Genomic DNA, 23,026 nt, shown 5'->3' on the forward strand with positions numbered 1-23,026 from the left:
GATGACCAACACATTCACACCCGGCGCGCACCGCGCCCGCACGCTGTCTCTCGTCGCCCTCGCCACGGTCGGGCTCGTCGCACTGGGCGGCTGTGGCGCCGATGGCGACGCGGCCGCGGATCAGCAGGGGCAGGGGTACGGCCAGGGTCAGCGGCAGGACCAGGGGATGGGCGGCATGCCGGGTGCCTCCGGCGAGATCGCCGCCATCGACGGCAGCACGCTGCAGGTCCAGAGCAGCGACGCCCAGACCGCGGTCACCTACACCGACGAGACGACGATCAGCCAGCAGGTCAGCGCGGCGCTGGCCGACGTCACGGTCGGCAGCTGCGTCATGGTCACGACCGCCGACGGCTCCGAGTCGAGCGAGACCGCCGTGACCGCGGGCACCGTCCGGATCACCGAGAAGACCGACGGGTCCTGCGCCGGCGGCTTCGGAGGTGGTCCGCGGCCCGAGGGGATGCCCACCGACATGCCCACCGATCTGCCCAGCGACATGCCTGAGGGCATGCCGTCGGGCGGTCCCGGGGGCATGGGCGGCGGCATGGGAACCTCGGGTGAGGTGACCGCGGTCAGCGACTCGGGCTTCACCGTGGCGGCGACCTCGCGCGATTCCGAGGAGACGACTTCGGTGAGCGTGACGGTCGGCTCCGAGACCACCTACACGACCACCGGGTCGGCGGCGAAGAGCGTTCTAGTCGTTGGCGCCTGCGTCACCGCCACCGGCGAGGCCGACGAGACCGGGGCGGTCACGGCCGAGCGGATCTCGGTCTCCGACCCGGTCGAGGGCGAGTGCACCACCGGCATCAGAGGCGGCGGCGGGATGCCGGGCGGCGCGCCGGGCCAGGACGGGGCGTCCTCGTGAGGCGCGTCTCGCGCACCTGGGTCAAGGCGGCCTCCGGCGCCGCGGCGTTGATCGTGGTCGCGGGCGGTGGCTACACGGCGTACGCAGCGACCGCCTCGTCCTCGGCCGGCTACCGCAGCGCGGCGGTCACCACCGGCGACGTCGAGCAGACCCTCTCGCTCGCCGGCACCGTCGCGCCCAACGGCCGCGCGGACCTCGCCTTCGCCACCGATGGGACCGTGGAGAGCGTCGTCACCGAGGGCGACACCGTGAAGAAGGGCCAGGTGGTGGCCCGGTTGGACCGTACGTCACTGAAGAAGTCGCTCACCTCAGCCAGGGCCAGGCTGGCCGCGGCCCGGGCGCAGCTGGAGAGCGACAAGGAGGCCCAGGTCTCCGGTGTCACCTCCTCGGCGTCCTCCTCCGGGACGACCGCTTCACCTAGCTCGGTGGCCGGCTCCTCGGGTGGGACCGTCGTCGCGGTCTGGACAGGGTCGACGTCGCAGGCTGTGCCCGCCGCCTCTACCGACGCGACCGCCGAGCTGGTCGCCAAGGTCAAGGAGCTGCAGGACGCGGTCGTCTCGGCCCAGAAGGCGCTCGACAAGGCCGACACCGAGCTCGGCGCCGCGCAGACCGATCTCGCCTCGGCCCTGGAGAAGCTGACCGCGCTGGTCGCCTCCGGCGGCACCCTCGACGAGGACGGCGAGCTCGCCGGTGCGCTGAAGTCGGCCCAGGAGTCGTGCGCCGACGACGCGTCCACCTCCTGCGACGAGGACCTTCAGACCGCGCTCGGCGCTCAGGGCTCGGCCGGCGGGACCGTCACCGAGGCGGCCGCGCTGCTCGGGTCGGCCCAGTCGGCTCTGAGCGACGCCAAGGCGGCGGTGAAGTCCGCGAAGGCCGACCTGGTGGACTACAGCGCGCAGCTGGACGAGACCCTGGCGACCGCCGGTTCGTCCGGCGCTCAGAACCCGGACCAGTCCGGCGGCGCCCAGCCCCAGCAGGGGGCCGAGCAGCCCTCCGGTGGTGCGGGCGGTGCCGGCGGGGAGTCCGGTGCCGGACGCGAGTCCGGCGAGATGCCCAGCACCGGTGGCTCCCAGGAGCAGAGCGGCAGGGAGGACCAGAGCGGGGCGAACGCCTCCGGCGCGGGCGAGAGCGTGACTGCCGCGACTCTGGCCAAGGACCAGGCCGAGATCGACCGGGCGAAGGCGGAGGTCGCCGAGGCCAAGGCGGCACTCACGGGCTCGGTGCTGAAGGCACCGGCAGCGGGCACGGTGGCCTCCGTCGCCGTGAAGAAGGGCGACAGCGCCTCGGCCGGCACCGAGGCGGTGACCCTCATCGCCGAGGGCCTGACCAGCGTCGAGCTGACCGTCAGCGCCACCCAGGTCGAGCAGCTCCAGGCCGGGCAGGTCGCCAACGTCACCCCGGCGGGCGCCGAGAAGCCTCTCCCGGGCAAGGTCACCCTGGTCGGCCAGGTGCCTGACACCTCCTCGGGGAGCAGCACGTTCCCGGTGACGGTCACCCTGGACGAGACGGGCCTCGACCTCCTCGCCGGCAACATGGCCACGGTCGAGGTCGTGGTCGGCTCCGTGGAGGATGTCGTAACCATCCCGGCCTCGGCACTCTCCAACGGCTCGGTGCTGGTCGTCGACGGCGACACGACCCAGCGCCAGCAGGTCACCACCGGCCTCGTCGGCTCCACCCGGATCGAGGTCACCGACGGCCTCGACGCCGGTCAGCAGGTCGTCCTGGCCGACCTCTCCCAGGACCTGCCCAGCGGTGACACCTCCGAGGAGCAGAGCTTCGGGCGTACGGGCGGTGGTGGTGGGGTTCAGATGCCCGCCGGTGGCCCTGGAGGGCAGGGTGGCGGCATGCCGGGCGGTGGTCAGCGATGACATCGACACGCCACAGTGATCTCACAGGCACCACACAGCAAACGGACGCATGATGGAGTCATGACTGCTGGAGGAAAGGACCTGACCCGCGCTGACGGCTCGCCCCTGCGGGTGCTGGTCGTGGACGACGAGGTGAACATCGCCGAGCTGATCGCGATGGCGCTGCGGTTCGAGGGCTGGGACATCACCATGGCCCACTCCGGCTCCAAGGCCGTCACGGCAGCGAAGGAGACCGCTCCCGACGCGATCGTGCTCGACTGGATGCTGCCCGACTTCGACGGGCTCGAGGTCCTGCGCCGGGTGCGGTCGACCAACCCGGCCGTACCCGTCCTCTTCCTCACCGCCAAGGACGCGGTCGAGGACCGGGTCGCCGGGCTCACCGCGGGTGGTGATGACTACGTGATCAAGCCGTTCTCGCTCGAGGAGCTCGTCGCCCGGCTGCGTGGGCTGATGCGGAGAGCCGGGGCGACCCGGGTCGAGGAGCACTCGGTGATCCGCGTCGGCGACCTGACGATGGACGAGGACTCGCGCGAGGTGCACCGTGACGGGGAGGAGATCACGCTCACCGCGACCGAGTTCGAGCTGCTCCGTTTCCTGATGCGCAACCCCCGCCGGGTGCTGTCCAAGGCCCAGATCCTCGACCGGGTCTGGTCCTACGACTTCGGCGGCCAGGCCAACGTCGTCGAGCTCTACATCTCCTACCTGCGCAAGAAGATCGACGCCGGCCGCGACCCGATGATCCACACAATGCGTGGCGCGGGCTATGTGCTGAAGGCCGCTGAGTGAGTATTCGGCTCAAGCGACTGGTCGCGCCGCTGAGCTCGCGCCTGGTCATCACCGCGGTCTCCCTGGTGCTGGTCGTCTCGCTCCTGATCGCCACCTTCGCCACGATCGCGCTGCGCGAGACGTTGATGGACCGCCTCGACCGGGACGTACACGACATGGCCCGCGGTGTGGCCGGCGGCCCCGGCTCGCGCGGCGACTTCAACATCGGACCGGACTCGGTCTTCGCGGCGTTCCCCGAGAACGGTGAGCCGCAGGGCAATCTCGGCGACTTCGACCCCAACCAGATGGAGTCGCTCAGCGCCGCTGACTTGGAGCTGATGGCGGACGTACGCGTCGACGCGCGCCCCCACGACGTCGAGCTGCCCGACCGTGGCACCTACCGAGTGATCGCCCAGTCCGTCTTCAACCCCGCCCTCGGTCAGATGGTCGTCGTCACCGGTCGTTCGACCGAGGAGGTCGACAACACGATCGAGAGCCTGATCTTCTGGGAGGCTCTGCTGACCCTGCTGGGTGTCCTGGCCGCTGCGGGCGTCGGCTATGTCGTCGTACGCCGCCAGCTCAGCCCGCTGCGCGAGGTCGCCGCCACCGCGCACACCGTCGCCGCGCTGCCGCTCTCCTCCGGCGAGGTCTCGGTGACCGAGCGGGTGCCCGAGCGGCTCACCGACGAGGACACCGAGGTCGGCCAGGTGGGCGCCGCGCTCAACTCGCTGCTCGACCATGTCGAGACCTCGCTGGCCGAGCGTCACCGCAGCGAGCAGCAGGTACGCCAGTTCGTCGCCGACGCCTCCCACGAGCTGCGCACCCCGCTGACCACCATCCGCGGCTACACCGAGCTGGCCCAGCAGCGGCCCGAAGCGGTCCCGACGGCGCTCGGCAAGGTCGAGGAGGAGTCGCTGCGGATGACCGCGTTGGTCGAGGACCTGCTCCTGCTCGCGCGCCTCGACCAGGGCCGGCCGCTCGCCCGCGACTCGGTCGACCTGACCCGGCTGCTCCTGGAGGCCGTCGACGACGCCCGCGTCGTCGACCCCTCGCACACCTGGCGGCTCGAGCTGCCGGACGCCGCCGACTCCGGTGACGCCGAGGTGATCGTCACCGGCGACGAGCAGCGACTCCACCAGGTGATCAGCAACCTGCTCACCAACGAGCGCCGGCACACGCCAGCCGGCACCACGGTCACCGTCCGCGTACGTCCTGACGGCTTCGAGGTCCACGACGACGGCCCCGGCTTCCCCCCGGCCCTGGTTCCGCACGCCTTCGAGCGCTTCACCCGTGCTGACGAGGCCCGTCAGCGCGACGGCGGCGCCGGCCTCGGCCTCGCACTCGTGCACGCCATCGTCACCGCCCACGGCGGCACCGTGTCCCTCGCCAGCGTGCCGGGCGACACCACGATCGCCGTACGCCTCCCGCGCTCGTCGCAGGGTTGAGGTGGGGTTTTCCCTACCCGGTTCGGCTCCTTGAGCCCATCGTGGGGAAGCGGCGGGTTCCTTAGCGTCGAAGGGTGACATCAGCCACCCGAAACCCAGGAGCCACCCCATGACCACACCCGCCCTCGAGGTCACCGGCCTCACCAGGACCTACGGCACCGGCGCGGCCGCCGTGACCGCGCTCAACGGGCTCGACCTGGCCTGCGCGCCGGGCACGTTCACCGCCGTGATGGGGCCCTCCGGCTCCGGCAAGTCCACCTTTCTGACCTGCGCCGGAGCGCTGGAGCAGCCGACGGGCGGCCGGGTCGTCATCGCCGGGCAGGACGTCACCGAGCTGACCGAGGCACGCCGGACCAGGCTGCGCCGCGAGCGGATCGGCTTCGTCTTCCAGGGCTTCCACCTGCTGCCCTACCTCACCGCCGAGCAGAACGTCGCGCTGCCGCTGCGGCTGGCCGGTGGCCGGATCGACGCGGCTGCCCGCCGCCGGATCCGCGAGCTGCTCGACCGCGTCGGCCTGGGCGATCGCACCGGCCACCTGCCGGCACAGCTCTCCGGCGGCCAGCAGCAGCGGGTCGCGATCGCCCGGGCGCTGGTGACCGGTCCCGACATCGTCCTCGCCGATGAGCCCACCGGAGCCCTCGACTCCCACACGGCGGCCTCGGTGCTCGCCCTGCTCCGGAGCCTCGTCCGCGAGCTCGGCGCGACCGTCGTGATGGTGACCCACGACCCCGTCGCGGCTGCGTACGCGGACAGCGTGGTCTTCCTCGTCGACGGCCGTGCCGTGGGGCGGATGGACAACCCCGCCGCCGAGGCCGTCGCCGGCCAGATGGCACATCTCGACGAGCTCACCGCCCGGGCCGAGCGGGAGATGGTGTGATGTTGACCCTGGCACTGCGCTCGCTGCGCCATCGCGCCACCGCCATGACCGCCACCTTCGTCGCGATCCTGCTGGGCACGGCGGTTATGGGTTCGTTCACGCCGTTGATCCAGGTCGCCCTCGAACCCGGTACGCCGAGCGCCGAGCGGGAGACCCTGCTCGTTCTCGGGGGAGTGGTCGGAGCCTGGGGCACCGTGATCGCGCTCTTCTCTATCGTCTCCACCGTCGGGATCACCGTCCGGCAGCGCGAGGTCGAGATCGGCCTGCTGCGCACCGTCGGCGCCGAGCCCCGTCAGGTACGCACCCTGGTGCGGGCGGAGACGCTCGTGGTCGCGCTCGTCGCCGCCGTCCTCGGCGCCGTGGTGGCGAGCCTGACCAGCCGAGCCCTCCTCGACCTGCTGCAGTCCGGTGGCGTCGTCAGCGAGCAGGTCGCCCACTCGGGCGGCTGGGTCGCGCTCGCCGCGACCGTCGTCCTGCTCCTGCTCGTGTCCCTGGCAGCCTCCGGCCTGGCCGGATCACGTGCCTCCCGCGGGCCGGCGACCGTCGCCCTCTCCGAGGCCAGGACGGGCACGGGACGCATCGCCTGGTGGCGCTGGCTGGTGGCCCTGGTCGCCGTCGGTCACGCCACGACCATGGTCGTGATGACCATGGCCACGGGCAAGGACGCCGCCGACCCGTACGACGCGATGGCGATGACCGGCTCCCTCGGGCTCCTGGTCGCGGTGGGTCTCGCCGCCCTGGCACCGCTGCTGCTGAGGGCCGGGAGCTGGGTGCTGCGGCCGCTGCTGGGCGGCACGAGCGGGCACCTGGCGGCGTACAACACCTCGCGGAGGTCCCACCTGCTCGCCGGTGTGCTCGCGCCGGTGATGGTGCTCTCCGCAGCCGCGGTCAGCATCCTGATGCTGGTCGGGATCGACGAGCGTACGCTGCCCACCGGTCTGCCCGCGGAGGTCACCGAGGGCTACGAGACGATCAACCTGCTCAACAACGTGGTCACCGCGATGATCTGCGCGTTCGCCGCGATCATGGTCGTCAACGCCTTCGCCGCCCTCCTCGCCGACCGGCGCCTGGAGCTGCACCGGCTGCGGTTGCTCGGCGCCACCCCCGGTCAGGTACGCGGCTCCATCCTCGCCGAGGCCGGCGTGGTCGCCGCGGTCGGCACCGTCATCGGCCTGCTCGCCGCCCAGGCGACGATCGTCCCGTTCGCCTACGTCCGGGGTGAGGGTCTGGTCCCCGACGCACAGCTCTGGCTGCCGCCTCTGCTGATCGCCGGTGCCGTGGCGCTCACGCTGGCCTCTGCGGCCGGTGCGACGAGCCGGGCATTACGCACGACGTCCGGCGCCCGCTGATGTCACACTCACTCCTGATGACCGAGTGGGATGCACCGATCCGGACCGTGCGGCCGGAGCCGTTCAGCGGGCAGGCGCTCGTCGAGCGGCTCCGGCTGACCGGACTGTCGCTGGGCTATGCGCTGATGATGGCGCCCGCCCTGGCGCTCGCGATCGTGACCGTGCTCTCGATCCCGCTCGGGCTGGTGTTCGGGGTCGGCATCGGGATCGCACTGGGCGCGGTGCCGGCCACCCAGGCCGTCGCCGGAGTGCATCGCCGGGTGAGCGGGATGCTCCTCGGGGAGACCATCCCGGAGACGTACGCGGACCTGAGTGCGCTGCCGGTCCTCACCCGGCCCTTCCGGTGGCTCCGGGAGAAGGCGCGCTGGCGCGACTTCGCCTTCTGCTGCTTCTCGGCGACCGGGGGCTTCGTGCTCTCCCTGCTGCCCACGGCGTTCCTGACCGTGCCGCTGACCTGGCTGATCCTGAGTTTCGCCGGCATCACCTGGGTGGTCTGGCTGCTGCTCCTGCTCACCGGCCCGCTGCTGCTGGTGTGGTGGGTGGCGACCCCGGGCCTGGTCCGGGCGCGGGCGCTGGCCGAGCGCGGAATCTTCGGTCAGGGGGAGGTCGCCGCGCTGGCTGCCAGGGTGGAGAAGGTCGAGTCGACCCGTGCCGAGACGCTCGACCACTCGGCGGCCGAGCTGCGTCGCATCGAGCGTGACCTCCACGACGGTGCCCAGGCCAGGATCGCCGCCGTCGGGATGAGCGTCGGGCTGGCCGAGAAGCTGATGGCGACCGACCCCGACGCGGCCGCCGCGCTGCTGCGCGAGGCCCGCGAGACCACGGTGTCCGCGCTCGAGGACCTACGTGGAGTCGTACGCGGCATCCTGCCGCCCGTGCTCGCCGACCGTGGCCTCGTGGGAGCGGTTCAGGCCCTCACCGCCGGGCTGCCGCTGCCGGTCACCGTCGCCATCGAGCTGCCCGGGCGGCTGCCCGACCCGGTCGAGTCGGCGGCCTACTTCGCGGTGGCCGAGTGCCTGGCCAACGCGGTGAAGCACTCCGGCGCCGACCGGGCGTTCGTACGCGGCAGCCACAACGGGCAGCGGCTGCGGATCGTCGTGGGCGACAGCGGCCGCGGCGGCGCCGATCCGACCGGACACGGTCTCGCCGGGGTCGCGACCAGGCTGGCCGCGTTCGACGGCACCGTCGAGGTCGCGAGCCCATCCGGCGGCCCGACCCTGATCACCCTGGAGGTGCCTTGCCGGATCTGAGGGTGGTCCTGGGCGAGGACCAGGCGCTGCTGCGCGTCGGCCTCACCCGGATCCTCGAAGCGGGCGGGATCGAGGTCGTCGAGGCCGTCGACAACGCGCCCGCCCTGGCTCGGGCCCTGGTCCGGCCGGACGTGGACGCGGCGGTGGTCGACGTACGTCTCCCGCCGTCCTTCACCACCGAGGGCATCACCGCCGCGATCGAGGTCAGACAGGCGCGGTCAGGGTTTCCGGTGCTGGTGCTGAGCCAGTACGTCGAGCCGCTCTACGCGCGCGACCTGCTCGCCGGGGGAGAGGGCGCGGTCGGCTACCTGCTCAAGGACCGCGTCGCCGATGTCGACGCCTTCCTCGGGGCGGTGCGCCAGGTCGCCGGCGGCGGGACCGTCCTCGACCCGGAGGTCGTCGCGGCCCTCCTCACCCGCCGGGAACGCCCGCTCGACCGGCTCACCGAGCGGGAGCGCGAGGTGATGACGCTGATCGCCGAGGGGCGCTCCAACGCCGCCATCGCCGCCCGGCTCTTCGTCACCGAGAAGGCGGTCGGCAAGCACATCAGCTCGATCTTCACCAAGCTCGACCTGCCCCAGGCCAGCGACGACAACCGTCGCGTGCTCGCCGTCCTGGCCTGGCTCAACGACACCTGACCCGACCCCTGACCCGGCGCCATCTCGGCGCCGGGCGGGCAGGGTCAGTCGTCCTGAGTCTTGCCGGGGAGGTCGAGCATGCGCTGCAGGGCGAGCTTGGCGTAGCGCTCGGTGTCGGGGTCGACCTCGATGCGGTTGACGACCTGGCCCTCGACGAGGGACTCGAGCGCCCAGACGAGGTGGGGGAGGTCGATGCGGTTCATCGTCGAGCAGTAGCAGACGGTGCGGTCGAGGAAGACGATCCGCTTGTCCGGGTGGGCGTTGGCGAGGCGCTTGACCAGGTTGAGCTCGGTGCCGATCGCCCAGGCCGACCCAGCAGGAGCGGCCTCGATGGTCGAGATGATGAACTCGGTCGAGCCGACCAGGTCGGCCTTGAGGACGACCTCGTGCTGGCACTCGGGGTGGACCAGGATCTGCACACCCGGGATCTCGGCGCGTAGGTCGTCGATGGTGTCGGGGGAGAAGCGGCCGTGGACCGAGCAGTGACCCTTCCACAGGATCACCTTCGCCGCCCGCAGCTCCTCGGCGCTGAGGCCGCCACCGGGCTTGAGCGGGTCCCAGACCACGCAGTCGCCCAGCGACATGCCGAGCTTGAGCACGGCGGTGTTGCGGCCGAGGTGCTGGTCGGGGAAGAAGAGGACCTTGGCGTCCTCCTTCTGGTCGAAGGCCCACTCCAGCACGGCCTGCGCGTTGGAGGAGGTGCACACGACGCCGTCGTGGCGCCCGCAGAACGCCTTGATGTCGGCGGAGGAGTTCATGTACGTCACCGGCACGACCTGGTCGGCCACACCGGCCTCGGAGAGCGCCTCCCAGGCCTTCTCGACCTGGCCCAGCCGCGCCATGTCGGCCATCGAGCATCCGGCCGCGAGGTCGGGGAGGATGACCGCCTGCGACGGCGAGGTGAGGATGTCGGCCGACTCGGCCATGAAGTGCACGCCGCAGAAGACGATGTACTCGGCGTCCGGCCGGGCGGCGGCGTCGCGCGCGAGCTTGAAGGAGTCCCCGGTCACGTCAGCGAACTGGATGACCTCGTCGCGCTGGTAGTGGTGTCCGAGGACGAACACCTTCTCGCCGAGCTTCTCCTTGGCGGCGAGCGCGCGCTTGACCAGGTCGGGGTCGGAGGCGGCCGGCAGATCGCCGGGACACTCGACGCCACGCTCGGAGTTCAGGTCGGTGCCACGCCCCAGGGGGAGCAGCGGGAGGTCGACAGTCGTCATGATGACGATAATACATGTCGAGGGCTCGGTGCCCTCGTGGCATGGGTCACATGGTGGTACGGATCAAGCCCGCAGGGGGCGTACGGCATCCCAGGCCGGGTCGGTGTCGACCCGGGTGACGACGTCACCGTGGACCCAGCCGTCGACCGTCTCCTCGAGCCGTTGCGGGGCCGAGGTGGTGGGGTCGACGTAGGCGTGGAGAAGGCGTACGCCGTTGGTGGTCTCGTGCGCCACGACGCGGCCGTCGGGGCCGAGGGTCGAGGCGAGCCGGTCCTCGAGCTGGCCGAGCTCGCGAAGGGCGTCGGCCGAGGGGAGACCCCGCTCGCCGAAGCCGACGTAGGGGACCATCACGCCGACGTGATGGGTCAGGTTCGGGGCGGTGACCGGGTGCAGGGGCACGACCGCGCTCGCGATCACCGGCCCCTGCGGGCTCTCCCCGTGGAGCAACACCCAGGCCGGGTTGCCGTCGGGGTCGACGTACTCCTTGCGGAGGTTGCGTACGGCGACGCGCAGGCCGTCGAGGCCGAAGCCGTCGCGGGGTCGGGCGGTGGTCGTGTCGACCTCGCCGATCCACAGCTCGGTGCTGGACTCGCCCAGCGTGGTGTCGAGGGCGTGGAAGGCGACCTGGAGACGGGCGTCGTCGGCGAGGTCGGGGAACGCCGGGTGGAAGAGGGTGACGTCGAAGTGAGCGCCGTTCTGCCGGGCGGCGACGAGCACGTCGGCCAGCCGGATCGCGGCGCCGCCAGGGGTGGTGAGCACGGCCTCGACCGGATCGTCGACGGGCGGGCGCTGGTCGCTGAACTCCCAGGGCGAGACGCCGTCGGGCTCAGGGGCGGCGAGCAGCCAGCGGCGTGCCAGCGCACGATGGTCCGGGTTGCCGCCCGCCGAGACGACCAGCAGCCGGCCGCCCAACGGCCCCGGGCCGACCTCCCAGCTCAGACCGGCCTCGATCGCGTCGATCCGTCTGGCCAGCAGCGCGACGAGAGCGTCCTGGTCGTCGGCGTCGAGCGCCGCACCGCAGGCCAGAGCTCCCTTCTGGGCCCACCAGGTCCAGAAGCCATTGATCCGCCTGGTCTCTGAGTCGCTGGCCCCGCGCCGCCCGAAGATCCGCACGAAACGACCTTAACGCGACGCATGCGGAATGGTTACGACACTCAAATCGTCAGGTGGAACACCTGGTGCTTCCGTGCGCGGGTAGGTTTCGGCCATGCGAGTGCTGATCGCCCCCGACAAGTACGCAGGCACGCTCACCGCCGCCCAGGCGGCCGCCGCGATCGCGGAGGGCTGGCGGCGTACGGCGCCCCGCGACGAGCTCTCGCTCGCGCCGATGGCGGACGGCGGACCGGGTTTCCTCGAGCTGCTGCGCGAGGTCCTCGGTGGCGACCTCCACGAGGTCGAGGTCAGGGGCCCGCACGGTGAGCCGGTGACCGCGCACGTGCTGGTCGACGGCGAGACCGCCTACGTCGAGTCGGCCCAGGCCGCCGGCCTGCACCTGACCGGCGGGAAGGGAGCCGAGCAGGCGAGCTCGTACGGAGTGGGCCAGCTGCTCCTCGCCGCCCGTGACGCCGGCGCGAGCACGGTCGTGGTCGGCCTCGGCGGATCGGGCACCAGCGACGGGGGAGCGGGGCTGCTCGCCGCGCTCGGCGCCACCGCGGACCGGCCGCTCGATGCTGGCGTCGCCGGGCTCGAGGGCATCTCCGAGGTCACGCTCCCCGAGCCGCTTGGCCTCGAGATCGTGATCGCCAGCGACGTGGACAACCCGCTGACCGGGCTCTTCGGCGCGATCAAGGTCTACGGCGAGCAGAAGGGGCTGGCCGAGGAGACCATGCCCCGCTGGGACGGTGTGCTCCAGGACCTGGCCGCCGCCACATCGCGTAAGACCGCGACCGAGAAGGGTGCGGGGGCTGCCGGCGGGATCGGGTTCGCGCTGCTGCTCCTCGGCGCCACCCGACGGCCGGGGTTCGACGTCGTCGCCGACCTGCTCGGGCTGCCCGAGCTGGCCGCCCGGACCGACCTGGTGATCACCGGCGAGGGCTCCTTCGACCCGCAGAGCGCGGCCGGGAAGGTGCCGGCCGGGGTCGCCAAACTGGCCGAGCAGGCGCTGCGGCCCTGCATCGTGCTGGCGGGCAAGGTCAGCATGAGCGGGCGGGAGATGCGTACGCTCGGCATCGACGCCGCCTATTCGCTCGTGGACATCGTCGGCGAGGAGCGGGCGCTCGGCCAGGCGTACGACTCCCTGGTCCAGGTCGCCGCCAGGGTGGCCCGGACGTGGTCCGCCGACCAGCGGGAATAACCGATGATGTGCGACGATTGAGCCTTAAGACACACCCGCACCCACGCACAGGGAGCCCAGCTACATGACCGAGCAGACGACCGAACGCCGCGAAGACTCCATCAACGTGAGCGACGTTGCCGCTTCGAAGGTGAAGAGCCTCCTGGAGCAGGAAGGCCGAGACGACCTCAGCCTGCGCATCTCGGTGCAGCCCGGTGGCTGCTCCGGCCTGCGCTACCAGCTCTTCTTCGACGAGCGCACCCTCGACGGTGACGTCGTCACCGACTTCGACGGGGTCTCCGTCGTCGTCGACCGGATGAGCGTTCCCTACCTCAACGGCGCCATGATCGACTTCGTGGACAGCATCGAGAAGCAGGGGTTCACCATCGACAACCCCAACGCCACGGGCTCCTGCGCCTGTGGTGACTCCTTCCACTGAGTCCAACCTGGTCCAGTACGTCAGCAGCCCCTGCCGAAAGGCAGGGGCTGCTGGTGTCTGGTGCCCCTCAGGTCAGGGCGAGGCCGTCGGCGACGTGTCCGCAGGCCTCGAGCATGGCAGTGTCGCCCGGCTCGCGGGCCTGCATCCGCATGGCGGGTGCTGGGCGGGCCGCTTCGCGCACCCGTGGCGCGGGCAGGCGCAGCGCGCTGTCGGCGGCGGCGCAGTCGGCGCAGAGCTGCGCGGGGCTGTCGAGGTCGTCGTACGGAACGCGCATGTCTGTCATGCAAACGACGGTAAGCACTACCAACGGGTAGCAGAAGGCGGACTCAGCGGTAATATTTCATCTGCTGTCTACGGTCGAGCCTTAACGTCGCCCGAGGTCTCGCCGGTAGGGTTCCGCGCATGTCCGGTTCACTCCTGATCGCAGGCTCCATCGCCACCGACCACCTGATGAGCTTCGGTGGAAAGTTCGCCGATTCGCTGGTCGCCGACCAGCTCGACAAGCTCTCGGTGAGCTTCCTGGTCAACGACCTCGAGATCCGCCGCGGCGGCGTCGGCGCCAACATCTCCTTCGGCCTGGCCAACCTCGGCCTGGCGCCGGTGCTCGTCGGCGCGGTCGGCGAGGACTTCGCCGACTACCGCTCCTGGCTCGAGCGTCACGGCGTCAACTGCGACCACCTGCACGTCTCCGAGACGCTGCACACTGCCCGGTTCGTGTGCACCACCGACACCGCGATGGCGCAGTTCGCCAGCTTCTACCCGGGCGCGATGGCCGAGGCGCGCGAGATCGAGCTCGGCCCGATCGCCGACAAGGTCGGCGAGCCGTCGTTCGTGCTGATCGCGCCCGACGACCCCGACGCGATGAAGCGCCACACCCAGGAGGCTCGCCAGCGCGGCTACACCTTCATCTCCGACCCGAGCCAGCAGCTCGCCTTCGGCGACGGTGAGCTCATCCGCGAGCTGGTCGACGGCGCCGCGTACCTGTTCACCAACGAGTACGAGTCGCACGTCCTCCAGCAGAAGACCGGCTGGTCCGCCGACGAGGTCCTGGCGCGCGTCGGCACCCAGGTCACCACGCTCGGCAAGGACGGCGTACGCATCCAGCGCAAGGGCGAGGACGCGATCGAGCTGCCCGCCGCGAAGAACGTCAACGCCGTCGAGCCCACCGGGGTCGGCGATGCCTTCCGGGCCGGCTTCCTGGCCGCTCTGGCCTGGGACTGCGAGCTCGAGCAGGCCGCCGAGGTCGGCTGCGTCCTGGCCGCCTACTGCGTCGAGACCGTCGGCCCGCAGGAGTACTCCTTCACCGCCGAGGAGTTCGTCGCCCGGGTCCGCGAGTCCTACGGCGACACCGCCGCGGACCAGATCGCCCCGCACATCAAGGCTTGAACTTCTCAGGTGTTTCCTGCACTTCTCTGGCAATGCAACGCCTGAGAAGTGCAGGAATACCCGGTTAACCGGGTATTCCTACCGCTCAGCTCAGCCGGCGTATCCGATAGACGGGTACGCCGTCTTCGGCTTCCACCTCACCGACGAACTCCTGGCCGCGCATGCGGGCCCAGGCGGGTACGTCGTGGTGGGCGGCCACGTCGTCGGCGGCGACGGCGATGACCTCGCCGACCTCGACGTCGCCGAGGTGGCGGCCGAGCTCGATGATCGGTCGCGGGCAGGCCTGGCCGCGGCAGTCGAGGGTGACGGTCGGCGCGCTCACAGCCCGGCCTCGGCGCGTAGGTCCTTGACGATCCCGGGCAGTGCGTCGAGCACGCGCTCCACATCCTCTCGCGTCGTGTCGCGGGTCAGCGATAGCCGAACGTTACCGTGTGTCAGCGCTCCCATGGCAGCAAGCACCCGAGAGGGTTCGCGGGTGTCGGAGGTGCAGGCCGAGCCGCTGGCGACACCGGCGCCGATCCGGTCCAGCGCGGTCACCAGCGCCTCGCCGTCGACGTACAGCGCCGAGAAGGTCACCAGGTGGGGGAGTCGCCCCTCGGCCGGGCCGGCGACGTCCACGTCGTGGATCTCCGTCCTGACCCGTTCCCTGACCAGCGCGACCAGGTCGTGCTGGCGGGCGTTGACCTCCTCGCGCTCGGCGACGACCGCTTGGAGCGCCGCCGCGGCCGCCAGCGCCCCGGGGATGTTCGTGAACCCCTGATCCGTACGCGACCACTCATCGCCCGGGAACGGCCAGCGCCACCGGGCGGACCGGCGCACGACCAGCACTCCCACACCACCGGGGCCACCCCACTTGCGCGCGGAGCCGGCGATCGCGTCTCCGACCGACGGCAGCGGCAGCCGGCCCATGGCGGCGCCGGCGTCGACGAAGAGGGACGCCGGGCCGGCGGCGGAGGCGACCTCGTCGAGGGGCTGGAGCGTGCCGACCTCGTGGTTGGCCTGCTGGACGGCGATCACATCGACGTCTCCGGTCTGCACCGCGTCCCGGACGGCGGCGACCCCGACCCGGGCCTCGCCGTCGACGGCCAGCTCGGTGACGGGGGAGCGCTGCGACCATCGCGCGGCATCGATGACGGCCTGGTGCTCGACGGCACTGTGACCTATGCCACGTGATCCGAGTCCCAGCAGGCCCGCGTGCACGGCGGCGGTCCCCGAGGATGTGAAAAGCACCTCATCTCGACGCACTCCCAGCGCCTCGGCGACGACCTCGCGGGCGTTCGCGAGCAGCAGCCCGGCGTTCCGGGCCGGCCGGTGGAGGCGGCGGGGGTCGGCGTACCCCTGATCCGCCGCGGCGAGCAGCACTTCCCGCGCGGCGGGATGAAGCGGTTCGGCCGATGCGGCGTCGAGGTAGGTGAAGCGGTCGGTCACAGAACCCAACGGTAGCCATATGCGACATGAGGAACCCCTGAAGATGAATCCGGAGGCGCTCGCGGTAGTCTGCCGACATCTGAGTGTTCGCATGAGAGAGAGGCTCGTAGTGGGTCTGCACTTGCCAGGGGCCGGATCGACTCCGTCCCACGCCCGCGCCCGACGTGGTGCGCTGGTGGCGACGCTGACGGCCGGCGCCCTCCTGCTGAGTGGCTGTTCGGACGAGGCGGCGCGTTTCGGCTTCCCCGAGCCACGTTCTGAGCAGGGGGAGCACAACCTCGCCCTGTGGCAGGGCGCATGGATCGCCGCGTTGATCACGGGTGTCCTGACCTGGGGGCTCATCTTCTGGGCGATCTGGCGCTACCGGCGCCGCAGCGACGCCGACGTCCCGGTCCAGACGCGTTACAACCTGCCGTTGGAGATCTTCTACACGATCGCCCCGGTCCTGATGGTGATCGTGTTCTTCGACCACACCGTCAAGGTTCAGAACGAGATGCTGGACGACGGCAACCCGACCAACGTGATCGAGGTGACCGGCCAGCAGTGGCAGTGGACCTTCAATCACGGCATCGGTGAGCCCGACCTGAGCGCGGACGAGAACCTCGTCGACGACGAGTTCGCCTACGACAGCTACGGCTACGTCGTGGGCACCGGCTCGCACATCCCGACGCTGGTCCTCCCGGAGAAGACCACGACGCGGTTCAACCTGCGCTCGGCCGACGTCATCCACAACTTCGGTGTCCCGGAGTTCGGCATGAAGATGGACGTCGTCCCGGGTCGGGTGAACCACTACTCGATCACCACGAAGGAGGCCACGGCCACCTTCGACCCGAGCGCGGAGGACCTCATCGAGGGCACCACCTTCCGCGGCGCCTGCTACGAGCTCTGCGGCGTCTACCACGCCCGGATGATCTTCAAGGTCGCGATCCTCTCCGAGAGCGACTACAAGTCCTACGTCGACACGCTGGCGCAGAACGGCTTCGAGGCCGAGCGCCCGCTGCTCGGTGGTGGCAAGTCCACCCGCCCCGCCGACGACATCCCCACTCACGAGGAGGAGGGCGAGTGACCGCCACCGCTGCGCGCCCGGTCACCGAGGGCCGCAAGCCGCTCGGAACGCAGATCTACCAGCTGCTGACCACCACCGATCACAAGCTGATCGGCAAGATGTACCTGGTCACGTCCTTCGTCTGGTTCCTGATCGGCGGCCTGATGGCGCTGCTGATGCGCTCGGAGCTGGCCTTCCCCGGACAGCAGGTCGTCAACGACGAGCTGTTCAACCAGCTGTTCACGATGCACGGCACGATCATGCTGCTGCTCTTCGCGACGCCGCTGTTCTTCGGCTTCTCCAACGTGATCATGCCGCTGCAGATCGGCGCGCCTGACGTCGCCTTCCCGCGGCTCAACATGTTCAGCTACTGGCTCTACCTCTTCGGTGGTCTGATCGCGGCCAGCGGTTTCTTCACCCCGACCGGCGCGGCCGACTTCGGCTGGTTCGCCTACACGCCGCTCTCCAGCGCGCAGTACTCGCCGGGTGTCGGTGGAGACCTGTGGATCATGGGCCTCTACATGGCCGGTCTGGGCACCATCCTCGGTGCGGTCAACTTCATCACCACGATCATCTGCATGCGGGCGCCGGGCATGACCATGTTCCGGATGCCGATCTTCACCTGGAACACCCTGATCACCGCGCTGCTCGTGCTGATCGCGTTCCCGATCCTCGCGGCCGCGCTGCTGATGCTCGAGTCCGACCGCCAGTTCGGCTCCCACGTCTTCGACGCCGCCCATGGCGGCCCGATCCTGTGGCAGCACCTGTTCTGGTTCTTCGGTCACCCCGAGGTCTACATCATCGCGCTGCCGTTCTTCGGGATCATCTCCGAGATCCTCCCGGTCTTCAGCCGCAAGCCGATCTTCGGCTACGTCGGTCTGGTCGCCGCGACCCTCGGCATCGCGATCCTCTCGGTGGCGGTGTGGGCGCACCATATGTTCGTCACCGGCGCGGTCAACCTGCCGTTCTTCTCCGGCATGACCTTCCTGATCGCGGTGCCCACAGGCGTGAAGTTCTTCAACTGGATCGGCACGATGTGGGGCGGATCGGTCAGCTTCGACACCCCGATGCTGTGGTCGATCGGCTTCCTGACGACCTTCCTCTTCGGTGGTCTGACCGGCATCATCCTGGCGAGCCCGCCGCTCGACTTCCAGGTCTCCGACTCCTACTTCGTGGTCGCGCACTTCCACTACGTGGTCTTCGGAACCGTCGTGTTCGCGATGTTCGCCGGCTTCTACTTCTGGTGGCCGAAGATGACCGGCCGGATGCTCGACGAGCGCCTCGGCAAGGTCCACTTCTGGCTGCTGTTCGTCGGCTTCCACGCGACCTTCCTGGTCCAGCACTGGCTCGGTGTCGAGGGCATGCAGCGACGTATCGCCGACTACCTGCCCAGCGACGGGTTCACCTTCCTGAACCAGTTCTCGACGGTGGGCGCGTTCCTGCTGAGCCTGTCGATGCTGCCCTTCTTCTACAACCTCTACGTCTCCCGCAACGCACCCAAGGTCGAGGTGGATGACCCCTGGGGTTGGGGTCGCTCGCTGGAGTGGGCCACCGCCTGCCCGGCGCCGCGCCACAACTTCACCTCCATCCCGAAGATCCGTTCGGAGTCCCCGGCCTTCGACCTCCACCACCCGGAGATCGCCGCGCTGGAGAACGATGAGGACGATCTCGCCTCCACCAGCTCCAACAAGGAAGGCTGAGCCCGATGAAGTCTGAAGCCTGGATCTTCGTGGTGTGCACCGTCTTCATGGTGCTGGTCACGCCGGCCTACTGGTTCGTCACCGCGGCCTCCGAGGAGGGCGGCGACTGGACCGGCACCTCGGCGCTGGTGATGTGCACGCTGCTGTTCGCGATGATCACCGTCTACCTCGGCTTCCACGCCATCAAGATGGACCCGCGTCCCGAGGACCGTGAGGACGGCGAGATCGCCGAGGGCGCTGGGGAGTACGGCTTCTTCCCGCCGTTCTCCTGGTGGCCGCTGTGGGCCGGCCTCACCTTCGGTCTGGTGGTCCTCGCCGTTGCGATGGCCGCCTGGTGGCTCCTCATCATCGCCGCCGTGCTCGGCCTGCTGGCCCTCGCCGGCTGGAATTTTGAGTACTACCGAGGCGAGTTCAAGCACTGAGCAGTTGAACGTACGCGGGGCCCGATCCGAGACGGATCGGGCCCCGCTTCCCTTCTTGGGAAGCTCTTGGTGATGCCCGGTAGGGTTATCGCGCCCACGTCCCGGTTCAGGGCGTCGGGGTAAATGAATCAGGTCTGGAGCAGTCTCACCGTGTCAACGCAGTCACCGTTTCGCCGCCCGTCCGTGTTCGCCCGCCGCCGGGTGCTGTTGACCACTGCAGCGGCGGCCCTCGCGCCGGTGCTCGCCGCGTGCGGGGCGGACCCGGCCTCGAAGGAGCCCAAGAAGCCCGCCGAGCCGACGGTGCAGATCACGCCCAACATCGAGAACAACGCCACCGGCGTCGCGGTCGACAAGGTCGTGAAGGTCGATGTGGGCAAGGGGCGTCTCGACGAGGTCATGCTGACCGGCGCCAAGGGCACCAAGGTGCGGGGCACGATCACCGAGGACGGGCTCAGCTGGAGCGCGGGTGAGGTGCTCGAGCCGACCGCCTCCTACATCCTCGCGGTCACCGCGACGGGCGACGACGGTCTGGAGCAGACGAGCGAGATCAAGTTCTCCACCGAGGACCTCGGCCTGGACCGCCAGACCTACCCGTCGATCGCGCCGCTCGACGGCGAGACGGTCGGCGTCGGGATGCCGATCATCGTGACGTACGACCTGCCGGTGAAGAACAAGGCCGCCTTCGAGAAGAAGATGATCGTCGAGTCGACCCCGAAGCAGGAGGGGTCGTGGTACTGGGTGAGCGACAAGGAAGCGCACTACCGCCCGCGCACCTACTGGCAGGCCAACTCCACGATCAACGTGAAGCTCAACATCAACTCGGTCCCCGCCGGTGGCGGCATCTTCGGCCAGAAGGACCGCGAGATCACGTTCAAGACCGGTGACGCGCACATCTACCGGGCCAACGCGCAGACCCACCAGATGGAAGTCTTCAAGAACGGGCAGAAGATCAAGACGATCCCGATCACGACCGGCAAGGAAGGGTTCATCACCCGCAGCGGCGTGAAGGTGATCATCGAGAAGTTCAAGCGCAAGACCATGAACTCCGAGACCATCGGGATCAACCAGGGCGACCGGGAGTACTACAACATGGAGGGCGTGAAGTGGGCCATGCGGCTGACGTTCTCCGGTGAGTTCATCCACGGCGCGCCGTGGTCGGTCGCGCAGCAGGGCAATGCCAACGTGTCCCACGGGTGCACCGGGATGAGCGACGAGAACGCCAAGTTCCTCTACGACATGACCCGCCGCGGTGACGTCGTCGAGACCGTCGGCACCAACCGCCAGATGACCTTCAGCAACGGCTGGGGCGACTGGAACACCTCCTACGGCGAATACCAGGCGGGGTCTGCACTCGCCTGAGTCGATATTGTGCATTGCAGCAATTAGCGTGCGACATCATGCAGTTGATGCTTGCGTCCGTCAGCGCCTTTACTTACTTTCCACCTAACACGTAATCGCGTTGCGCAGGGCTGACCCGACGGCCCGCGCCGCCTTGGAAGGTGGACTCGTTGCCTCGGCCTGTGCTGGTGCTCGACCTGGACGGCACGGTGTGTCTCGGAGACACACCGGCACTTCTCTACGCCGCCCGCGTGGCGGACCTCACCGACGCCCCTGAGGCGCTCCTGGAGACCGCAGCGGCCTTCCTCGGGCAGAGACTGCCAGAGGCTGCCCCGAAGACGCTGACGGGCGCTCAGGACGGCTATGAGGCGGTCAAGATCCTGGGCCTGGCGGCCGGTGTCTCCGAAGAGCAGCTCAGCGCTGCGTACGTCGCGAGCCGGGAGGCGATCAGCGAGCAGCCGGGTGACATCCGCACGCCCGACGGACTGGTCGACCTGCTCGGCGGGATCGACGCGCACCGGGTGATCCTGACCAACTCGCCCGGCGGCAGCGGGCTCGACGCGATCCTGGAGCACCTCGGCGTACGCGACGTGGTCGACCAGGTGTGCACCGACGCGCTCAAGCCGACCCGGATGAAGGGGCACCTGGACGCCTTCCTCGACCACGTCGGCGCGGCCGACACGCCGGAGTGGTTGATGTCGGTCGGCGACATCTGGCGCAATGACCTTGCCCCCGCCGTCGAGCGTGGTTGTGTTGCTGCATACGTTGACGCCTTCGACCGCCGGCAGGGGCCGGCCCATGTTCGTGCAGGATCGTTCGTGGAGCTGTACCCCGCAGTCTCGGACTGGTCGAGTGACCCGTCATCCTTCATAGCAGCTCACCCCCTCAAGGAGTCTGTCCAATGTTGAGAACCCCCCGGTTGCTGGCGGTCGGTGCCGCCGCATCGCTCGCCCTCTCGCTCGCCGCCTGCGGTGGGGAGGAGAGCACCGCGCCCGCGGAGGATCCCGAGGAGATCGTGCTGTCGTTGGTGCCCTCGGGCGACGTCGACTCGATCACCCAGAGCGCGAAGGGCCTGGAGTCGTTCCTCAGCGACAAGATCGGGATCCCCGTACGTGCCGAGGTGACCGAGAGCTATGCCGCCGCGATCGTGGCGATGAAGGCCGACCAGGCGCAGGTCGCGATGCTCGGTCCGATCGGCATGGTCCAGGCCGAGGACCAGGCGGGTGCGGTGCCGGTCCTGCAGTCGGTGCGCTTCGGCTCGGGGACCTACCACACCCAGTGGTTCACCAACGACCCCGAGACCTACTGCGCCGATGAGGTCAAGGTGGTCGAGGGCTTCAAGTACTGCAACGGCACCGACGCCGCCAAGACCGGTCCCGCCGGCGAGGAGGCGCTCGCCAAGATCAAGCCCGGCACCTCGATCGCCTTCGTCGACCAGGGCTCCGCGTCGGGCTACTACTACCCGGCCACCCAGTGGGGTCAGGTCACCGGCGGCGATGCCCTGGTCGACCTCGACGCGCAGTTCGCCGGCGACCACGACGCCGCGGTCCTGGCCGTGGCGCGCGGTGACTACCCGATCGGGGTGAGCTTCGACGACGCCCGCGAGGAGGTCGCGGCAGACGAGCCGAAGGTCGCCTCCGAGGTCGTGGTCTTCGCCTACTCCACCGAGATCCCCAACGACGGCATCGTCGTCGCCGCCGGTCTCTCCAAGGAGCTGCGTACGAAGGTGACCAACGCCTTCACCGCGATGGCCAAGGATCCCAAGGGGCTCAAGACGCTGGAGGCGGTCTACGAGATCGAGGGTCTGGAGAAGGTCGACACGGCCGCGCTGAAGAAGGCGAAGTCCGTGGAGGAGAACTTCGGCGAATGAGCGGCTCGGATCCCGGGGGTGCGACCCGTGGTGGGCACAGCATCGTCTTCGACGACGTCTCGGTGGTCTACCCGAACGGCACCCGCGGCCTGGACAAGGTCTCTCTGACCATCCCGGCGGGGGAGTTCGTCGTGGTCGTCGGGCTCTCCGGGGCCGGCAAGTCGACCCTCGTCCGCACGATCAACGGCCTGGTGCCGGTCACCTCGGGATCGCTGTCGGTGGGCGGGACCGAGGTGGCCACCGCGCGCGGGCGCCGGCTGGGGCGGCTGCGCGCCGAGATCGGGATGATCTTCCAGGGGTTCAACCTGGTGACCCGCCGCTCGGTGATGGGCAACGTGCTCACCGGGCGGCTGCACGCCCAGTCGTGGATGCGGTCGGCCCTCGGGCTGCACACCAGGGCCGACAAGGAGATCGCCTTCGAGGCGCTGGAGCGTGTCGGGATCGTCGAGAAGGCGTGGGTACGCGCCTCCCAGCTCTCCGGCGGGCAGCAGCAGCGGGTCGCGATCGCCCGCGCGCTGGCGCAGCAGCCGTCGGTGGTGCTCGCCGACGAGCCGGTCGCCTCCCTGGACCCGCCGACGGCCAACCTGGTGATGCGTGACCTGCAACGGATCAACCGCGATCTCGGTATCACCACTGTGGTCAACCTGCACTTCCTCGATCTCGCCCGGCGCTACGCCGACCGGATCATCGGCATGCGTGCGGGTGAAGTGGTCTTCGACGGCCCCGCGGCCGAGGCCGACGATGCCGTCTTCGAGAAGATCTACGGCCGCTCGCTGACCGCCGAGGACGTTCTGGCATGAGCGAGCGCAAGCGAGCGACCATAAGCCTCAGGCCGCCGGGTCCGTATTCTCCGCC

23 protein-coding genes are annotated in these 23,026 nt (G+C 69.9%); 18 read left to right on the top strand and 5 right to left on the bottom strand.

Going from position 1 to position 23,026, the window contains the following annotated elements; translation table 11 throughout:
- Window position 1: 1 nt before the first annotated feature.
- The 8 genes from ABZY89_RS23415 (at window position 2) to ABZY89_RS23450 (ending at window position 9,054) form a co-directional block, all read left to right on the top strand.
- A complete protein-coding gene (locus ABZY89_RS23415) occupies window positions 2–862 on the top strand; it encodes a hypothetical protein (protein ID WP_355231077.1) in 861 nt (286 codons plus the stop codon).
- Window positions 859–2,730, top strand: coding sequence for an efflux RND transporter periplasmic adaptor subunit (locus tag ABZY89_RS23420; protein ID WP_355231079.1), 1,872 nt, complete (start codon window positions 859–861; stop codon window positions 2,728–2,730). Before ABZY89_RS23415 ends, ABZY89_RS23420 begins: the two co-directional genes overlap by 4 nt.
- A 60-nt stretch (window positions 2,731–2,790) precedes the next feature.
- A complete protein-coding gene (locus ABZY89_RS23425; RefSeq protein WP_355231081.1) occupies window positions 2,791–3,516 on the top strand; it encodes a response regulator transcription factor in 726 nt (241 codons plus the stop codon).
- A complete protein-coding gene (locus ABZY89_RS23430) occupies window positions 3,513–4,940 on the top strand; it encodes an ATP-binding protein (protein ID WP_355231083.1) in 1,428 nt (475 codons plus the stop codon). The genes ABZY89_RS23425 and ABZY89_RS23430 overlap by 4 nt, the downstream gene beginning before the upstream one ends.
- Window positions 4,941–5,049: 109 nt before the next feature.
- Window positions 5,050–5,817, top strand: coding sequence for an ABC transporter ATP-binding protein (locus ABZY89_RS23435; protein WP_355231085.1), 768 nt, complete (start codon window positions 5,050–5,052; stop codon window positions 5,815–5,817).
- On the top strand, window positions 5,817–7,166 hold the full coding sequence (locus ABZY89_RS23440) for an FtsX-like permease family protein (RefSeq protein ID WP_355231087.1): 1,350 nt from the start codon (window positions 5,817–5,819) through the stop codon (window positions 7,164–7,166). The genes ABZY89_RS23435 and ABZY89_RS23440 overlap by 1 nt, the downstream gene beginning before the upstream one ends.
- 17 nt (window positions 7,167–7,183) lie before the next feature.
- Window positions 7,184–8,416 (top strand): histidine kinase, encoded by a 1,233-nt coding sequence (locus ABZY89_RS23445; protein WP_355231089.1) that lies wholly within the window; start codon window positions 7,184–7,186, stop codon window positions 8,414–8,416.
- Window positions 8,413–9,054, top strand: coding sequence for a response regulator transcription factor (locus ABZY89_RS23450; protein WP_355231118.1), 642 nt, complete (start codon window positions 8,413–8,415; stop codon window positions 9,052–9,054). Before ABZY89_RS23445 ends, ABZY89_RS23450 begins: the two co-directional genes overlap by 4 nt.
- A 44-nt stretch (window positions 9,055–9,098) precedes the next feature.
- Here ABZY89_RS23450 and nadA read toward each other — a convergent pair whose 3' ends face one another.
- Both nadA and ABZY89_RS23460 read right to left on the bottom strand, forming a co-directional pair.
- The gene (gene nadA, locus ABZY89_RS23455; RefSeq protein ID WP_355231091.1) at window positions 9,099–10,271 is read right to left on the bottom strand and encodes a quinolinate synthase NadA; all 1,173 of its coding nucleotides are present in this window, start codon (window positions 10,269–10,271) and stop codon (window positions 9,099–9,101) included.
- 63 nt (window positions 10,272–10,334) lie between these two features.
- Complete coding sequence (locus tag ABZY89_RS23460; RefSeq protein ID WP_355231092.1) at window positions 10,335–11,384, bottom strand: DUF695 domain-containing protein; 1,050 nt, start codon at window positions 11,382–11,384, stop codon at window positions 10,335–10,337.
- Window positions 11,385–11,478: 94 nt separating this feature from the next.
- Here ABZY89_RS23460 and ABZY89_RS23465 point away from each other — a divergent pair, with 94 nt between their 5' ends.
- Together ABZY89_RS23465 and erpA are read left to right on the top strand one after the other, a co-directional pair.
- Window positions 11,479–12,564, top strand: coding sequence for a glycerate kinase (locus ABZY89_RS23465; protein ID WP_355231094.1), 1,086 nt, complete (start codon window positions 11,479–11,481; stop codon window positions 12,562–12,564).
- A gap of 64 nt (window positions 12,565–12,628) precedes the next feature.
- Complete coding sequence (erpA, locus tag ABZY89_RS23470; protein ID WP_350661565.1) at window positions 12,629–12,982, top strand: iron-sulfur cluster insertion protein ErpA; 354 nt, start codon at window positions 12,629–12,631, stop codon at window positions 12,980–12,982.
- Between the two features lie 67 nt (window positions 12,983–13,049).
- Here erpA and ABZY89_RS23475 read toward each other — a convergent pair whose 3' ends face one another.
- On the bottom strand, window positions 13,050–13,265 hold the full coding sequence (locus ABZY89_RS23475) for a hypothetical protein (RefSeq protein WP_355231096.1): 216 nt from the start codon (window positions 13,263–13,265) through the stop codon (window positions 13,050–13,052).
- A gap of 119 nt (window positions 13,266–13,384) precedes the next feature.
- Here ABZY89_RS23475 and ABZY89_RS23480 point away from each other — a divergent pair, with 119 nt between their 5' ends.
- Window positions 13,385–14,368, top strand: coding sequence for a carbohydrate kinase family protein (locus tag ABZY89_RS23480; protein WP_350843680.1), 984 nt, complete (start codon window positions 13,385–13,387; stop codon window positions 14,366–14,368).
- An 85-nt stretch (window positions 14,369–14,453) separates the two neighbouring features.
- On the opposite strand, the gene ABZY89_RS23485 is transcribed toward ABZY89_RS23480, so the two are convergent.
- Window positions 14,454–14,690: a sulfurtransferase TusA family protein gene (locus ABZY89_RS23485; protein ID WP_350718914.1), complete on the bottom strand. Its 237-nt coding sequence runs from the start codon at window positions 14,688–14,690 to the stop codon at window positions 14,454–14,456.
- Window positions 14,687–15,796 (bottom strand): aminotransferase class V-fold PLP-dependent enzyme, encoded by a 1,110-nt coding sequence (locus ABZY89_RS23490; RefSeq protein ID WP_355231098.1) that lies wholly within the window; start codon window positions 15,794–15,796, stop codon window positions 14,687–14,689. Before ABZY89_RS23490 ends, ABZY89_RS23485 begins: the two co-directional genes overlap by 4 nt.
- 175 nt (window positions 15,797–15,971) lie before the next feature.
- Here ABZY89_RS23490 and ABZY89_RS23495 point away from each other — a divergent pair, with 175 nt between their 5' ends.
- The 7 genes from ABZY89_RS23495 (at window position 15,972) to phnC (ending at window position 22,971) form a co-directional block, all read left to right on the top strand.
- Window positions 15,972–16,862 carry a cytochrome c oxidase subunit II gene (locus ABZY89_RS23495; protein ID WP_355231099.1) on the top strand — a complete coding sequence of 297 codons (891 nt, stop codon included), beginning with the start codon at window positions 15,972–15,974 and terminating at the stop codon, window positions 16,860–16,862.
- Entirely contained in the window at window positions 16,859–18,541 is a 1,683-nt protein-coding gene (gene ctaD / locus ABZY89_RS23500; protein ID WP_355231101.1) for a cytochrome c oxidase subunit I, read from the top strand. Before ABZY89_RS23495 ends, ctaD begins: the two co-directional genes overlap by 4 nt.
- Before the next feature lie 5 nt (window positions 18,542–18,546).
- Window positions 18,547–18,963, top strand: coding sequence for a cytochrome c oxidase subunit 4 (locus tag ABZY89_RS23505; protein WP_160024391.1), 417 nt, complete (start codon window positions 18,547–18,549; stop codon window positions 18,961–18,963).
- 150 nt (window positions 18,964–19,113) lie between these two features.
- On the top strand, window positions 19,114–20,322 hold the full coding sequence (locus ABZY89_RS23510; protein ID WP_355231102.1) for an Ig-like domain-containing protein: 1,209 nt from the start codon (window positions 19,114–19,116) through the stop codon (window positions 20,320–20,322).
- 149 nt (window positions 20,323–20,471) lie between these two features.
- The gene (locus tag ABZY89_RS23515; RefSeq protein ID WP_355231103.1) at window positions 20,472–21,209 is read left to right on the top strand and encodes a hypothetical protein; all 738 of its coding nucleotides are present in this window, start codon (window positions 20,472–20,474) and stop codon (window positions 21,207–21,209) included.
- The gene (phnD, locus tag ABZY89_RS23520) at window positions 21,203–22,171 is read left to right on the top strand and encodes a phosphate/phosphite/phosphonate ABC transporter substrate-binding protein (protein ID WP_355231105.1); all 969 of its coding nucleotides are present in this window, start codon (window positions 21,203–21,205) and stop codon (window positions 22,169–22,171) included. Before ABZY89_RS23515 ends, phnD begins: the two co-directional genes overlap by 7 nt.
- On the top strand, window positions 22,168–22,971 hold the full coding sequence (gene phnC, locus ABZY89_RS23525; RefSeq protein ID WP_355231106.1) for a phosphonate ABC transporter ATP-binding protein: 804 nt from the start codon (window positions 22,168–22,170) through the stop codon (window positions 22,969–22,971). Before phnD ends, phnC begins: the two co-directional genes overlap by 4 nt.
- Window positions 22,972–23,026: the final 55 nt, after the last annotated feature.

Source organism: Nocardioides sp. NPDC006303, assembly GCF_040613175.1.
Classification (GTDB): domain Bacteria; phylum Actinomycetota; class Actinomycetes; order Propionibacteriales; family Nocardioidaceae; genus Nocardioides.